At 64.2% G+C, this 13,771-nt stretch carries 11 protein-coding genes; 7 read left to right on the top strand and 4 right to left on the bottom strand.

Features of this window, described 5'->3' with window-relative positions:
* Position 1: 1 nt before the first annotated feature.
* Entirely contained in the window at positions 2-661 is a 660-nt protein-coding gene (gene gmk / locus IVA80_RS13540; protein WP_247430323.1) for a guanylate kinase, read from the top strand.
* On the opposite strand, the gene IVA80_RS13535 is transcribed toward gmk, so the two are convergent.
* Positions 594-2,171, bottom strand: a complete 1,578-nt coding sequence (locus IVA80_RS13535) for a hypothetical protein (protein ID WP_346347996.1) — start codon at positions 2,169-2,171, stop codon at positions 594-596. The genes gmk and IVA80_RS13535 overlap by 68 nt on opposite strands.
* Positions 2,172-2,798: 627 nt before the next feature.
* On the opposite strand from IVA80_RS13535, the gene pdhA reads away from it, so the two are divergent.
* From pdhA to IVA80_RS13510, 5 genes are all read left to right on the top strand, one after another.
* On the top strand, positions 2,799-3,896 hold the full coding sequence (gene pdhA / locus IVA80_RS13530) for a pyruvate dehydrogenase (acetyl-transferring) E1 component subunit alpha (RefSeq protein ID WP_247430320.1): 1,098 nt from the start codon (positions 2,799-2,801) through the stop codon (positions 3,894-3,896).
* Entirely contained in the window at positions 3,889-4,869 is a 981-nt protein-coding gene (locus tag IVA80_RS13525) for an alpha-ketoacid dehydrogenase subunit beta (RefSeq protein ID WP_247430315.1), read from the top strand. Before pdhA ends, IVA80_RS13525 begins: the two co-directional genes overlap by 8 nt.
* Before the next feature lie 49 nt (positions 4,870-4,918).
* Positions 4,919-6,013 (top strand): dihydrolipoamide acetyltransferase family protein, encoded by a 1,095-nt coding sequence (locus IVA80_RS13520; protein WP_247430311.1) that lies wholly within the window; start codon positions 4,919-4,921, stop codon positions 6,011-6,013.
* A gap of 149 nt (positions 6,014-6,162) precedes the next feature.
* Positions 6,163-7,545, top strand: coding sequence for a nodulation protein NfeD (locus IVA80_RS13515; RefSeq protein ID WP_247430308.1), 1,383 nt, complete (start codon positions 6,163-6,165; stop codon positions 7,543-7,545).
* Positions 7,542-8,303: a slipin family protein gene (locus IVA80_RS13510; protein WP_247430643.1), complete on the top strand. Its 762-nt coding sequence runs from the start codon at positions 7,542-7,544 to the stop codon at positions 8,301-8,303. Before IVA80_RS13515 ends, IVA80_RS13510 begins: the two co-directional genes overlap by 4 nt.
* Positions 8,304-8,529: 226 nt before the next feature.
* On the opposite strand, the gene glnA is transcribed toward IVA80_RS13510, so the two are convergent.
* Both glnA and IVA80_RS13500 read right to left on the bottom strand, forming a co-directional pair.
* Complete coding sequence (gene glnA, locus IVA80_RS13505; RefSeq protein ID WP_247430305.1) at positions 8,530-9,939, bottom strand: type I glutamate--ammonia ligase; 1,410 nt, start codon at positions 9,937-9,939, stop codon at positions 8,530-8,532.
* A gap of 153 nt (positions 9,940-10,092) precedes the next feature.
* A complete protein-coding gene (locus tag IVA80_RS13500) occupies positions 10,093-10,431 on the bottom strand; it encodes a P-II family nitrogen regulator (protein ID WP_007603495.1) in 339 nt (112 codons plus the stop codon).
* Between the two features lie 395 nt (positions 10,432-10,826).
* On the opposite strand from IVA80_RS13500, the gene IVA80_RS13495 reads away from it, so the two are divergent.
* A complete protein-coding gene (locus IVA80_RS13495) occupies positions 10,827-12,326 on the top strand; it encodes an NAD(P)H-hydrate dehydratase (protein WP_247430301.1) in 1,500 nt (499 codons plus the stop codon).
* Between the two features lie 3 nt (positions 12,327-12,329).
* Here the strand turns inward: IVA80_RS13495 and IVA80_RS13490 are convergent, their stop codons facing one another.
* Positions 12,330-13,634: a multicopper oxidase domain-containing protein gene (locus IVA80_RS13490; protein WP_247430298.1), complete on the bottom strand. Its 1,305-nt coding sequence runs from the start codon at positions 13,632-13,634 to the stop codon at positions 12,330-12,332.
* Positions 13,635-13,771 lie beyond the last annotated feature (137 nt).

Genomic DNA, 13,771 nt, shown 5'->3' with positions numbered 1-13,771 from the left:
GATGACGACGGGCGGTCACGGAACTGACGGTGTCGAGCGGCGCGGATTGATGTTCGTGCTGTCCTCGCCGTCGGGCGCGGGCAAGACGACACTGTCGCGAATGCTGATTGCAGAAACCCCGGGTCTCCAGATGTCGGTTTCCGCGACAACGCGGCCGATGCGACCGGGCGAGGTCGACGGGAAGGACTATTTCTTTGTCGATCAGAAGCGTTTTGAAACGATGGTGCAGAATGGTGAGCTGCTCGAATGGGCTCACGTCTTCGGTAATCGTTATGGCACGCCGCGTGATCCGGTTGACGCTGCGCTGGCGTCAGGAACCGATGTCTTGTTTGACATCGATTGGCAAGGAACCCAGCAACTCCGCGATCGTTCGGGAAAGGACGTCGTTAGCGTTTTTATCCTTCCTCCATCGGTTGCTGCACTCGAACAGCGGCTGCATACACGCGCGCAGGATTCGGATGAGGTCATACGCGGCCGCATGAAAAAAGCAGGCGACGAAATGAGTCACTTCGACGCTTACGACTACATCGTCGTCAACGATAATATTGGTATCGCTTTCGAAGCCGTGCGTTCGATCCTTCGCGCCGAGCAGCTTAAGCGCGAGCGCCAGGTTGGCCTTGAAGGCTTTGTGCGCGGTCTGCGTCATCAGCTTGAGAAATAGCTGACTGCGCTAGGCGCGGCCCTTCCTTCGCCAGCCGCTCCAGCATCGCCGTGATCACGTCGACATCGACGGCGTCTTCGATCTGCACACTGTCATCGCGATCGGCCGATTCTTCGTCATTGATGTCGTTCGCCGCGAGCTGGGGAGCTGACGCCTCGATCTCGAACTCTCGGTCGAACATGTCGGCCTCGGCGAGCTCTTCTGCGACTTCTTTGCGAGTCGAACGGGATTGCGCTGCGATCCTGCCGATCTCGCTGGTGAATGCGGCGAGCTGCGGGGCTTGAGGACTCGTGGCCTGGGGACGCGCGGCATCGAAATCCACCGGGAAATCCACCGGGCGCGGCTGCTGCGCGCGCGGCGCGGCAGCCGGCGTCGCGTGAAGCCAGGGCGCACTGCCATCGTGATCGTGCGGCTCCCGACTGTCCCAGTTGACGCGGCGATGGTCGGCGGTCTGGACGCGTCCGCGTCCGCCCGCGAAGCGATAGATGATGCTGGCGAGGACGCCGGCGAGCGCGAGCGCGCCGCCGATCACGAGCAGCAGCATCTGAAGCGAGCCGGTCGGTTTATCGATGGTGGCATCTGCTGCGGCAAGCGTGACCGGGGCAGGGGATTTTGACGGCTTCGTGCTCGGCGGCGCGGGCGCCGCGACAGGAGCGGGCGCCGGCTGCGGTGCGGGTGCCGTGGCCGCGATGGAGGCATCGGGCCAGCGCGTGGCGACGGCAGGCAGCTGCGCGCTTTCGGCGGAGGGGCTCGCAGCCTGTTGCATCGGCACCGGTTTCTCTGGCGCGTTCGGCGTGGTCGGCACGGCATTGCTCTGCGGCGTCAGATATTCGGCGCGTGCGTCCTGCACGGGGCGCTGCTGCGGCGCTGCGGAATCCGCTGCCGATGCGTCGGGTGAAGCTTGCGCAGTCTGCACGGCGTTTGCGCTGTCCTTGCCGCCTTCGGCGCGCATATACCAGCATTGCCGCTTGGTCGCGCGCTCGATGCGATAGTACCAATGCTGCCCCTGCGGCGCGGTGCCCTTCGGCGCGGCAAGGCAGTCGCTGGCGGCATTTGCCGTGCTCGTTGCCGTCGGCGCGTTCTGCGACACGGCGGCCAGTGGCGCGCCGGCAATGATGCTGCCGACTAGCGCGGATATGAACTTTGCGGTGCGGTTGCCCATCCTGGTCTCCCGTTTACGCCTGACGCAACTCGTTACCTTCCCTTTGTCATCAAAGACTTGGGTGGTAATGAGCCGCAAATCCGGAGAGGATGTGGCTTGAATCGGGCCTGCCCGGCGTTCGTTCCACCGCGAAATCAGGTTTTTTCGCTGCCGGGAAGGGCGCATGGCTGCACGTTCCCGCGGCAGGTTTTGCCCGAGTGTTGCCTGGGTGGACCACGGGTTGGCCGAACGCCCGGCCTTCCCTGCGCGGATGGTTTTAACGGTGTCCTTCGTGCTCTCCTCGGGGAGCGATGCACTATTGCCCCCGTCGCCCTCGCGGATCGCTGATGCGCGCGCCCGGTCGGGCAACTCACATCACCGCTGGGACTTGACGCACAGACCCCGGGCGTCAGGACCACACGACTTCTCCGTCCGCGGACGGTCCCGCCTGACTGCCGAGAGGCTTTGCGTGTGCTCGCCCCTGACATCAACAAGACCGTTGTTACAGCGCCGTGTCGTACCGCGTCGCGTGGGGACTCACGGTTGCCCGCCCTGTCCTCACGCTGATCGCGCCGACGCTGCCGCGTCCACCGCCACCCGGCCCGCATGTCGTGACGGTCGCGAACGCCCCTTTGGCAGGGCCGAGGTGAAGCGTGTATGCCATAAATCCGAAATTCGGAAAAGTAAAATATTTTTGAGGCGAGGACTTGACGAGGTGTTTTGCCCGACGGGGTGCGAGGGGCGCCTCGACCTCCACTCGTCATTCCGCGGCGCGCGTAAGCGCGAGCCCGGAATCCATGTCACCGCGGAGCATGCGGCCCGATGAATTCCGGGCCTGCGCTTCCGCCTTCGCTCTCCGAGCCTCGGCGGACAAGCCGCGCAAGCGGCGGTGCAGCAAGGATTGCCCTGGAGTAGTCCTTCGCCGGTATTGCATTGTCTGGCACAAACACCACCTGAATTCGTTGTAAAGGGCACAGTCGCTCCGGGAGTGAGAGCGTGGCCAGCCGAAGGGTAAACCAGGATCTTCCCGTCATCGCGCGCTTCGAGGTGCGTCACCGCAACTACCTCGCGCCAGATGGTTCGATTCAGCGACCGCTTCCTTCTTTCGCCTCCGATTCCAAGCTTCTGACTGAGCTTTACCGGTCAATGGTGCTGCTGCGCCTGTTTGATCGGAAGGCTGTTGCGTTGCAGCGCACTGGCCGGCTTGGGACTTACGCCGTGTCGCTCGGCCAGGAGGCCGTGTCGGTCGGGATCGCCAGTGCGATGCGGATGGAGGATGTGCTGTTGCCGTCGTATCGCGACAATGGGGCTCTGCTGTGGCGCGGCGTCAAGCTGGAGGAGATCCTCCTGTTCTGGGGCGGCGACGAACGCGGCAACCGGTTTTCAGGACCGGTTCACGATTTCCCATTCTGTGTTCCGGTCGGATCCCAGGCGCCGCATGCCGCCGGTATCGCCTATGCCCTCAAGCTGCGCAAGCAACCGCGTGTCGCGGTGTGCTTGTTCGGCGACGGTGCCACCTCGAAAGGCGACGTCTATGAAGCAATGAATTTTGCCGGCGTGCACAAATTGCCACTCGTCTTTGTCGTCGCCAACAATCAATGGGCCATATCGGTACCGTTGCGGCAGCAGACCGCATGCGAAACGCTGGCACAGAAGGCGATCGCCGCAGGCTTTATCGGCGAGCAGGTCGACGGGAGCGACGTGGTGGCGATGCGGGCCGCGAGTGAGGAGGCCATTGCCGCCGCCCGCGACGGTCATGGACCCCGGTTCATCGAGGCGGTCACGTACCGGCTCGGCGACCATACCACCTCGGACGACGCCGCACGCTACCGTTCGGCAGAGGAGGTTCAGGCGCATTGGAAGGAAGAGCCGATCGCGCGGCTGAGGGCCTATCTGGTGGCGCAGAAAATGTGGAGCAAAGCGGATGAGGAGCAGCTCGCCGCCGAGTGCCATGCCCGCGTCGAGGTGGCGGCCGAACGCTATCTGGCGACAGTGCCGCGCCGTCCCGAAACCATGTTCGATCACCTCTATGCCGATCTGCCTGAGGCCTATGCCGCGCAACGCCGCGAACTTGCGGGAGAGCCCGATGCCTGAGGCAACGTTGGTCGAAGCCATCAACCTGGCGCTCGCGCGCGCGATGGAGGATGATCCTGACGTGGTCGTGCTTGGCGAGGATGTTGGCGTCAACGGGGGCGTCTTCCGCGCGACCGCAGGCTTGCAGAAGCGGTTTGGGGCGGAGCGAGTCCTCGATACGCCGCTTGCCGAGCTCCTGATCTCCGGGCTCTGCGTCGGCATGGCCGCGCAGGGACTGAAACCGGTCGGCGAGATCCAGTTCATGGGGTTCATCTATCCCTGCCTGGATCAGCTCGTGAACCATGCGTCCCGATTGCGCAACCGGACCCAGGGCCGGCTTACCTGTCCCATGGTTCTGCGCACGCCGCACGGTGCCGGCATCCGCGCGCCCGAGCATCATTCCGAAAGCACCGAGGCAATGCTCGCCCATATTCCCGGCTTGCGCGTTGTCATGCCTTCCTCGCCCGAACGTGCCTATGGATTGTTGCTCGCCGCTATCCGCGATCCCGATCCCGTCGTGTTTCTCGAGCCGACGCGCCTGTACCGCGCTGCCAAAGGCGAGGTGGAGGACAATGGCGAAGCCTTGCCGTTGGACACCGCTTTTGTATTGAAGGAAGGTCGCGATCTCACGCTGATCAGCTGGGGAGCCATGCTGAAGGAAACCATGGCTGCGACGGAGGCACTCTCCGCCGAAGGCATCGCGGCGGAGGTCATCGATCTCGCCACGCTCAAGCCCTACGACGAAGATACCGTGCTCGGTTCGGTCGCCAAGACCGGCCGTTGCGTGATCGTGCATGAGGCCGCACGGACCGGCGGATTTGGCGCCGAGATCGCCGCTACAATTGCCGAGCGCCGCCTGTCCTCACTGCTTGCGCCCGTGACCCGCGTCACCGGCTACGACACCGTCGTTCCGATGGCGCGCCTGGAGCAATACTACATGCCTTCGGTCGAACGCATCAAGACTGCCGCCCGCACGGTCTGCCAGTTCAGCTAGCTGTCAACGGACTGGATTTTGAAGGATTTGATTTAACGGACTTGGGTCCATGCGCCAGTTCACATTGCCGGATCTTGGAGAAGGCCTCGAGGAGGCGGAGATCGTGAGCTGGTATGTCGGCGAGGGCGATCACGTCGTCACCGATCAGCCGCTCGTTTCCGTCGAGACCGACAAGGCGGTGGTTGAGATACCATCCCCGTCGAGCGGGCGCATCGCACGCGTGTTTGGCGGCAAGGGTGATATCGTCAGGGTCGGCGCGCCGCTCGTCGAATTTGCGGAGGGCGCCGAACAGGACACCGGCACCATCGTTGGCGAGCTCGGCGGCGGCGAACATCTGCCCGCTCCAGGAATGCCTTCCGAGCCCCTGACCCGACCCCAAGTGTTTCCGGCTGTGCGGGCACTTGCGCGCAAGCTCGACGTCGATCTTGAAAGCGTTCAGCACACGGGACCTGGCGGCACCGTCACACGGGCCGATGTCGAGCGGGCCGCGAAGATCGTGTTCCAAGCCGGCAGCGCCGAGCCCCTCCGAGGCACGCGGCGTGCCATGGCCCAGCGCATGACAACAGCGCATGCGCAAGTTGTTCCCGCTACGGTGACGGATGAGGCCGACATCGACGATTGGCCGACGGGCGAGGACGTGACGATCCGTCTGGTGCGGGCCATTGCTGCGGCCTGCACGGCGGAGCCCGCGCTCAATGCCTGGTACAATCACAGCGCAGGAGAACGACACCTCATGGCGCGTGTCGATCTCGGCATTGCCGTGGATACCGAGGGCGGCCTGATTGTTCCTGTGTTGCGCAATGTCGCGGAGCGCAGCGTATCGGACTTGCGGATGGGACTTGACCGGCTGCGGGCCGATGCGATCGCGCGCTCGATACCGCCTGAAGAGCTGCGTGGCGCGACGATTACCCTGTCGAACTTCGGGATGATCGGCGGCCGGTTTGCAAATCTGATCGTCGTGCCACCTCAGACGGCCATCATTGGTGCCGGACGGATTTCGCCGGGCGTCGTCCCGCATCGCGGGCAGCCTGCTGTGAGGCGCACGCTGCCGCTGTCACTCACCTTTGATCATCGCGTCGTGACGGGCGGTGAAGCTGCCCGCTTCATGGTCGCACTCAAGTCGGATCTTGAGCAGATGTCGTGAACGCTGTTTGCAACGCGCTCGCACCAAAGCCCTTCGGTTATCCAAATCCATCGCATCGCACCACGGCGCTCCATGATTTCCTTTATGCCTTATCCGGGCATTGAGGTTCCGGAACGGAACACCATATCTTCGGCAAGGGAGCCCTTGCCGTGCAGATCACAAAGGCGGCGCTCGTTGCGGCGATCGGCATCGTCGCTTTTCTTTCTTGTCTCCTTCCGGGCTCGGCGGAGGAGAAGCGCCGTGTTGCGCTCACCGTCACGATCGAGGGAGCCATTGGCCCGGCATCGGCGAGCTACGTGAAGGAGGCCTTGGTCAAGGCCGGTGAACGACGCGCCGAGATCGTGATTCTTCAAATGAATACGCCCGGCGGCCTGAATTCGAGCATGCGCGAGATCGTCGCGGACGTGCTCGGCTCGTCCGTTCCCGTCGTCGGCTACGTCGCGCCGGCTGGCGCCCATGCGGCGAGCGCCGGCACGTACATCCTCTTTGCGAGCCATATCGCGGCGATGGCGCCAGGCACGAATATCGGTGCCGCGACGCCAGTGCAGATCGGCGGACCGCTTCCGGGCCTGCCGAGCGGCACACCCGACAAGGACGGCAAAGACAAGAAGGATGAGCCCAAGGACGCGATGACGGCGAAGGTGACGAACGATGCCGTCGCCTTTATCCGCAGCCTCGCCGAACTGCGCGGCCGCAATGCCGACTGGGCCGAGAAGGCGGTCCGTGAAGCCGCCACGCTGTCCGCCAACGGCGCGTTGCAGGCGCACGCCATCGATCTCGTCGCACGCGATCCGGCCGACCTGCTCAAGCAAATCGATGGTCGCGTGGTTGAACTTGCCGGCGGCAAGACGCCGCGCCTTGCAACGCAGGACGCCGTCATCGAAAGCATCGACCCCGGATGGATCTCCCGCTTCCTGGCTGTCATCACCGATCCGAACGTGGCGTTCATCCTCCTGATGGTCGGCATCTACGGCCTGATCTTCGAATTCATGTCTCCCGGCGCAGTCGCTCCGGGAGTCGTCGGCTCGATCTGCCTGCTGCTCGGCCTCTACGCCCTCAACCTGCTGCCGATCAATTATGCCGGCCTCGGCTTGATGCTGGTCGGGATCGCGCTCCTCGCCATCGAGGCGTTCAATCCGACCGTCGTGATCGGCCTTGGAGGTGTCGTCGCCTTTGTGCTGGGCGCCGTCATGCTGATCAGGGTCGAAGCGCCGGGCTACCGGCTGTCGTGGTCGGTCATCGCGGTCGTCGCGGCGATGTTCACGGGTTTCGTTCTGGTCGTGCTCGGCGCGCTCCGGCGCGCCCGCCGCGGCCCGCTACGGGCCGGCGCGCAAGCCATGCTCGGCCTGGCCGCCGAGGTCCTCGACTGGAACGAGAACGAGGGGCACGTCTTTACGCATGGCGAACGCTGGCAAGCGCGCGGCGCCGACAGCTTCAAGCCCGGCGAGAGGGTCGAGGTCGCCAATATCGTCGACTTGACGCTGGTGGTTCGGCGTCCGACCGCTGTGAGCGGCGAGGGAGGTCAACTCTGATGATTGAATATTCGATTTATGCAGTGCTTGCTCTGATCGTCGTCATGTTTCTCAGCCAGGCCATTCGCATCCTCAGGGAATACGAGCGCGGCGTTATCTTCACGCTCGGCCGCTTCACCGGGGTGAAGGGGCCGGGCCTCATCATCCTCATTCCGATCGTGCAGCAGCTCGTCAAGGTCGATCTCAGGGTGATGGTGCAGGTCGTGCCGCCTCAGGATGTGATTTCGCGCGACAACGTCCCGGTCAAGGTCAATGCCGTTCTCTACTTCCGCATCGTCGATCCCGAGCGCGCCATCATCAAGGTCGGCGATTTCATGGCCGCGACCAGTCAGCTGGCCCAGACCACGCTGCGCTCCGTGCTCGGCAAGCACGAACTCGACGAGATGCTCGCCGAACGCGACCGGTTGAACGCCGACATCCAGGAGATCCTCGACAAGCAGACCGACATCTGGGGCATCAAGGTGACCGGTATAGAGATCAAGGACGTCGATCTCAACGAAACCATGGTGCGCGCGATCGCCAAGCAGGCGGAGGCGGAACGGTTGCGGCGCGCCAAGGTGATCAACGCGATGGGCGAGCAGCAGGCCGCCGAAAAGCTCGTCGAGGCCGGCCGGATCCTCGCGCAGGAGCCGCAGTCAATGCAGCTGCGCTACTTCGCGGCTCTGCACGACATCGCGGGCGAGCGGTCGTCGACCGTCGTGTTTCCGCTGCCAATCGGCCTGCTCGATCATTTGATGCCGCGGCGCGAGACGACGTGATGTCTCTCGGACCAAAGGTTGTTTGGCGCGATCGGGACGGATGGGGTGCGGATCGCGACGTCGAAGACGTAGAGCGGTAGGATGGGTGGAGCGAAGCGAAACCCATCGTCTTAGCAAGGGGCGAGATGATGGGTTTCGCAAGGGCTCTACCCATCCTACGACTCCTCAAACGAAAAGGCGCCCCTCGCGGAGCGCCTTTTGCTTGTCGTGTCCTGTTCGAGCCTGATCAGCCCGAATAGTACATCTCGAACTCGACCGGATGCGGGGTCATCTCGAAGCGGGCGACTTCGGTCATCTTCAGCTCGATATAGGCGTCGATGAAGTCGTCATCGAACACGCCGCCGTTCTTCAGGAAGCCGCGGTCCTTGTCGAGGTTTTCGAGCGCCTCGCGGAGCGAGCCGCAGACGGTCGGGATCTGCTTCAGCTCTTCCTTCGGCAAATCGTAGAGGTCCTTGTCCATCGCCGGACCCGGATCGACCTTGTTCTTGATGCCGTCGAGGCCGGCCATCAGCATCGCGGCGAAGCCGAGATAGGGATTGGCGAGCGGATCGGGGAAGCGCACCTCGACACGCTTGGCCTTCGGCGAAGCGGTGTAGGGGATGCGGCAGGAGGCCGAACGGTTGCGCGCGGAGTAGGCGAGCAGCACGGGGGCCTCATAGCCCGGGACCAGACGCTTGTAGGAGTTGGTCGACGGGTTGGTGAAGGCGTTGATCGCCTTGGCGTGCTTGATGATGCCGCCGATGTAGTGGAGGCAGGTCTCCGACAGGTCGGCGTACTTGTTGCCGGCGAACACCGGCTTGCCGTCCTTCCAGATCGACTGGTGGACATGCATGCCCGAGCCGTTGTCGCCGAAAACCGGCTTCGGCATGAAGGTAGCGGTCTTGCCGTAGATGTGCGCGACCTGGTGGATGCAGTACTTGTAGATCTGCATGTGGTCGGCCATCAGCGTCAGCGTGTCGAACTTCATGCCGAGCTCGTGCTGGGCGGAGGCGACTTCGTGGTGGTGCTTCTCCACCTTGACGCCCATCTTGGCCATGGCGCCGAGCATCTCGGAGCGCATGTCCTGCACCGAGTCCTGCGGCGGCACCGGGAAGTAGCCGCCCTTGGTGCGGACACGATGGCCGAGATTGCCGCCTTCATATTCGGTGTCGGAATTAGTCGGCAGCTCCGAGGAGTCGAGACGGAAGCCGGTGTTGTAGGGGTTGGCGGAGAAGCGCACGTCGTCGAACACGAAGAACTCGGCTTCGGGGCCGACGAACACGCTGTCGCCCACGCCCATCGACTTCACCATGGCTTCGGCCTTCTTGGCGATGCCGCGGGGGTCGCGGTTGTAGGGCTCGCCGGTGGTCGGCTCGAGCACGTCGCAGGTGATGACCATGGTGGTCTCCGCGAAGAACGGATCAATCGTCGCGGTCACCGGATCGGGCATCAGGCACATGTCGGACTCGTTGATCGCCTTCCAGCCGGCGATCGAGGAGCCGTCGAACATCGTCCCTTCGGCGAAAATGTCGTCGTCGATCATGCTGACGTCGAACGTCACATGCTGCCACTTGCCGCGCGGATCGGTGAAGCGCAGGTCGACGTATTTGACGTCGTTGTCCTTGATCGATTTAAGGACGTCTTTGGCGGTCTTCATGCATACCCCTTTTGGCTCTGCGGGTCGGTTTCCAGGTGAGCAAAATTATTCTCGCTTTGGGGCGAGTTTTGCGCGACCGCACAAATGAAATCAGGCCGCCGAAGCAGCCCTATTTCTTGTCAGAGTGTCGCAAAATGCGGGATAGCACCCGGCTCAGATAGCGTCCAGCCCGGATTCGCCGGTTCGGATGCGGATCGCCTCTTCGATGTTGGAGACGAAAATCTTGCCGTCGCCGATGCGCCCGGTCTGCGCGGCGCGGCGGATCGCGTCGATGGCGCGTTCGACCAGATCGTCCCCGATCACGATCTCGATCTTCACCTTGGGCAGGAAGTCGACGATGTATTCTGCCCCGCGGTAGAGTTCGGCGTGACCCTTCTGCCGGCCAAAGCCCTTGGCTTCGGTGACGGTGATGCCTTGAAGGCCGACTTCCTGAAGCGCTTCCTTCACCTCGTCGAGCTTGAATGGCTTGATGATGGCTTCGATCTTCTTCACTGCGCGCCTCCCGGCCTTTTCGATCAAATAGCAACGTCTTCTAGCAACGTCTTCGTCAGGATGCGCTTTTCTTAACGCACGATCTTGTCTTCGCTATGCCGGGATCCCTGACCAGTCCGGCAACAACGGCCGGCCACACCCTGATAGATTGCCAGTGAGCACGACGAACCGAAGCGCTTCCTCGAAAGCAGGGTCTATGCCAAGTTGCAAATGCCCTGATAATTGGAGCGTTATCAGCCTTTTAACGAGCATCTCTGATAGGTGGAGCCATCGGCTCAAAATACCTCAGGCTACGAAATAGGCAATCGGTTCAATATTTGTGCAGATTGTTGTTCCGTCGGGTGGGTCGGCACGGAACGTGCCTGTTGAAAAGGCGTTTGGACCAGGGAAGTGGCATGGAAGTTCTGACCAACGCCGAAATGCAGCGGGCTGACCAGCTCAGCATCACGGCAGGCACGCCCGGCTTCAAGCTGATGCTCAGCGCAGGCCAGGCGGTCTCCGAAGCCGCCAATGCGCTGGTGGAGGAGGGGCCGATCCTGATCGTGGCCGGTCCCGGCAACAATGGCGGTGACGGTTTTGTCGCAGCCGCCGAACTCGCCGCCCAGGGCCGCGAGGTTTCGGTGATCCTGATGTGCGAGCGCGACCAGCTCCAGGGCGATGCGGCTTCCGCCGCGCGCGGCTGGAAGCATCCAGTGCTCCCGTTCACTCCGCAGGCGATCGGAAAGCCCGCGCTGATCATCGATGCGCTGTTCGGCGCAGGCCTCAGCCGCCCGGTCGACGGCGAGGCGCGTGCGATGATCGAGGCGATCAACGCCAACGGCGCCCTGGTGCTTGCGGTCGACCTGCCGAGCGGCATCAACGGCACCAGCGCAGCCGTGCTGGGCGTGGCGGTCAACGCCACCGAGACCGTCACCTTCTTCCGCAGGAAGCCGGCACATCTGCTTCTGCCGGGGCGGATGCATTGCGGCCGGGTGCGCGTCGCCGACATCGGCATCGACCCCCAGGTGCTGGACGAGATCGCGCCGCAGATCTTCGAGAACGATCCGGATTTCTGGGGTGCCGCCTTTCCGGTGCCGCGGATCGATGGCCACAAATACGCGCGGGGCCACGTGCTGGCGGTCTCGGGCGATATGGCCGCGACCGGCGCGGCGCGGCTCGCCGCGCGCGGGGCGCTGCGCGCCGGCGCGGGCCTCGTGACGCTGGCGACCCCGCGCGATGCGCTCGCGATCAATGCCAGCGCGCTGACTGCGGTCATGGTCCATTCTGTCGACACCGCGATCGAGCTCGGCGAGCTCCTCTCCGACAAGCGCTACAACACCTGCATGATCGGCCCCGGCGCGGGCGTCGGCGATCGCACCTGCGATCTCGTTCACACGGCGCTGGCGGCGCAGCGGCATCTGGTGCTGGATGCGGATGCGCTGACGAGTTTTGCCGCAAACCCCGAGCGTCTGTTTGAATCGATCAAGTCCTCGCAGGACAAGGCAGTGGTGCTGACGCCGCACGAGGGCGAGTTTCCGCGCCTGTTCTCCGACCTTAGCAACAAACATCCGGGACGCTCGAAGCTGGAACGCGTGCGCGCCGCTGCCGAGCGCTCCGGCGCGGTCGTGCTGCTGAAGGGGCCCGACACCACGATCGCCGCGCCCGACGGCCGCGCCACCATCGCCGCCAACGCGCCGCCCTGGCTGGCCACCGCCGGCGCCGGCGACGTGCTGGCCGGCATCATCGCAGGGCTTCTGGCGCAGGGTGTGCCGGCCTTCGAAGCCGCCAGCATCGGCGTGTGGATGCATGGCGAGGCGGGGAGCGAAGCGGGGCCGGGGTTGATCGCGGAAGACCTGGCTGAGACGCTGCCGGCCGTGCACCGGCGGATTTATGCTGCGCTGGGGGTGGAGTATTAAGGCTCACTCCACCGCGTACCACCGCACCAGCCGCGGCGCGGCCCAGTCGGTCGCGACGGATTCGATCAGCCATCGTCCGGATAAGGTCACCGCGAACGCGATGCGCTGGGTCTGGCCGGGCTCGATCGCGAGTGTGTCGAGCCAGTAGGGCTTCCAGCCATCGTCGAGCTTGTCGAGCAGGCGGAAGGGGTGGCCGTGCAGGTGGAAGATGGTGACGATAGGGGCTGGGTTCTTGAGGGCCAGCACGACGGTGCGGCCGGGCTTGGCGCGGAAGGCGGGTGCGGAGGAGGTCGAGAAACTTGCAGGACGCGTCCAGCCGGTCTCGGGTGCGCCGAGCGCGACATCGAACCGCAGGGCGCCTCTCAGATCGAGCTGGTCAGGCAGGTCATTCGAAGGAAGCGGCTGTGGCGGCAGCAGCGGCGCGCGCCGCTCCAGCTTGCCAGTGACGGTGAGGCTCCCGACCTGGCGGGCCTCCTTGCCGTCATGGAGCAGGAATGGGGCCGATGTGGCCGCGTCCACAAATGCGTCGGCCCGCGCGCCGGGGGCCAGGACCAGAGCGCCGTTGCGAGCAGGAAACGGCTCGGCCGGCTGTCCATCCAGGGCCATCACGTGGACCTCGTGGCTTTCCAATTTGATTGCCACAACAGTGCGTTGCGAGCCGTTGATAAAGCGCAGCCGCAGCCGCTCATTGGCCGCGGCTGAGAGTTCGAATGAGGTCCGCCCGTTGAGGGTAAAGAGCGGTGTCGTGTCCTCCGGGTCGCGGCCGGGGGGAAGCGCGGTCCCATCCGGCCGCAGGCGCCATTCCTCGATCAACATGACCTCGTCGCGATCCACGGCGACGCGATTTGTCTCGCCGGCGATGATCGGAAGCGGGCGCGCGGGCAGCTTCAGACCGTCTTCGAAGAGACGGAAGTCGGCTGACAGAGTTCCCGCATTTGGTATTGAAACGATTGAGGTTTCAGTCGCGTCCGGCCCAGTCGGCGCCCGCCCCCGCAACGGGGCGGCCGCGGCCGGGCCATTGAGGCCGTACCAGACTGGTGCAAGCGGGACAGGCAGGTCGTTTCGAAAGACCACTTCGCAGCGGTCGCCTCGCTTGAGACGGACGTTCCCGATATGGCTTACAGCCGCCAGCTCCCAGATTGGTGTAGCCGGCTGAGTCGGCCTCAGAGCCAGGGTCGCGCGGCGGGCCTGGAGGGCGAGCTGGGCGGTTACGGGCGGGGCTGCGCCACCGGCCGTCAACCCGGCCACCGAGGCTCCAAGTCCGGCCAGAACCTCACGTCGGCTAGGGTCAAACATCCGCGTTTTCATGGCTCGATGCGGACCACGCCGCGCTGGATAAGTCCAGCCATCGTGCCTACTTGAAGTGTGCCTCCAACCGGCCATTTTTTTGCTGCGAACAGTCAGGCACATGCTATAAGCCCGGCCGCCCGCGGCATCGCGGCCGG

Source organism: Bradyrhizobium sp. 139, from assembly GCF_023074175.1.
Lineage (GTDB): Bacteria > Pseudomonadota > Alphaproteobacteria > Rhizobiales > Xanthobacteraceae > Bradyrhizobium.
This window is presented reverse-complemented; position numbering and strand designations above follow the sequence as displayed.

Excerpts from the sequence above, each read along its gene's own strand:
- gmk (WP_247430323.1), top strand. The coding sequence starts at position 2 with ATGACGACGGGCGGTCACGGAACTGACGGTGTCGAGCGGCGCGGATTG.
- IVA80_RS13525 (WP_247430315.1), top strand. The coding sequence starts at position 3,889 with ATGCCTGAGGCAACGTTGGTCGAAGCCATCAACCTGGCGCTCGCGCGC.
- IVA80_RS13520 (WP_247430311.1), top strand. The coding sequence starts at position 4,919 with ATGCGCCAGTTCACATTGCCGGATCTTGGAGAAGGCCTCGAGGAGGCG.
- glnA (WP_247430305.1), bottom strand. The coding sequence starts at position 9,939 with ATGAAGACCGCCAAAGACGTCCTTAAATCGATCAAGGACAACGACGTC.
- IVA80_RS13495 (WP_247430301.1), top strand. The coding sequence starts at position 10,827 with ATGGAAGTTCTGACCAACGCCGAAATGCAGCGGGCTGACCAGCTCAGC.
- IVA80_RS13490 (WP_247430298.1), bottom strand. The coding sequence starts at position 13,634 with ATGAAAACGCGGATGTTTGACCCTAGCCGACGTGAGGTTCTGGCCGGA.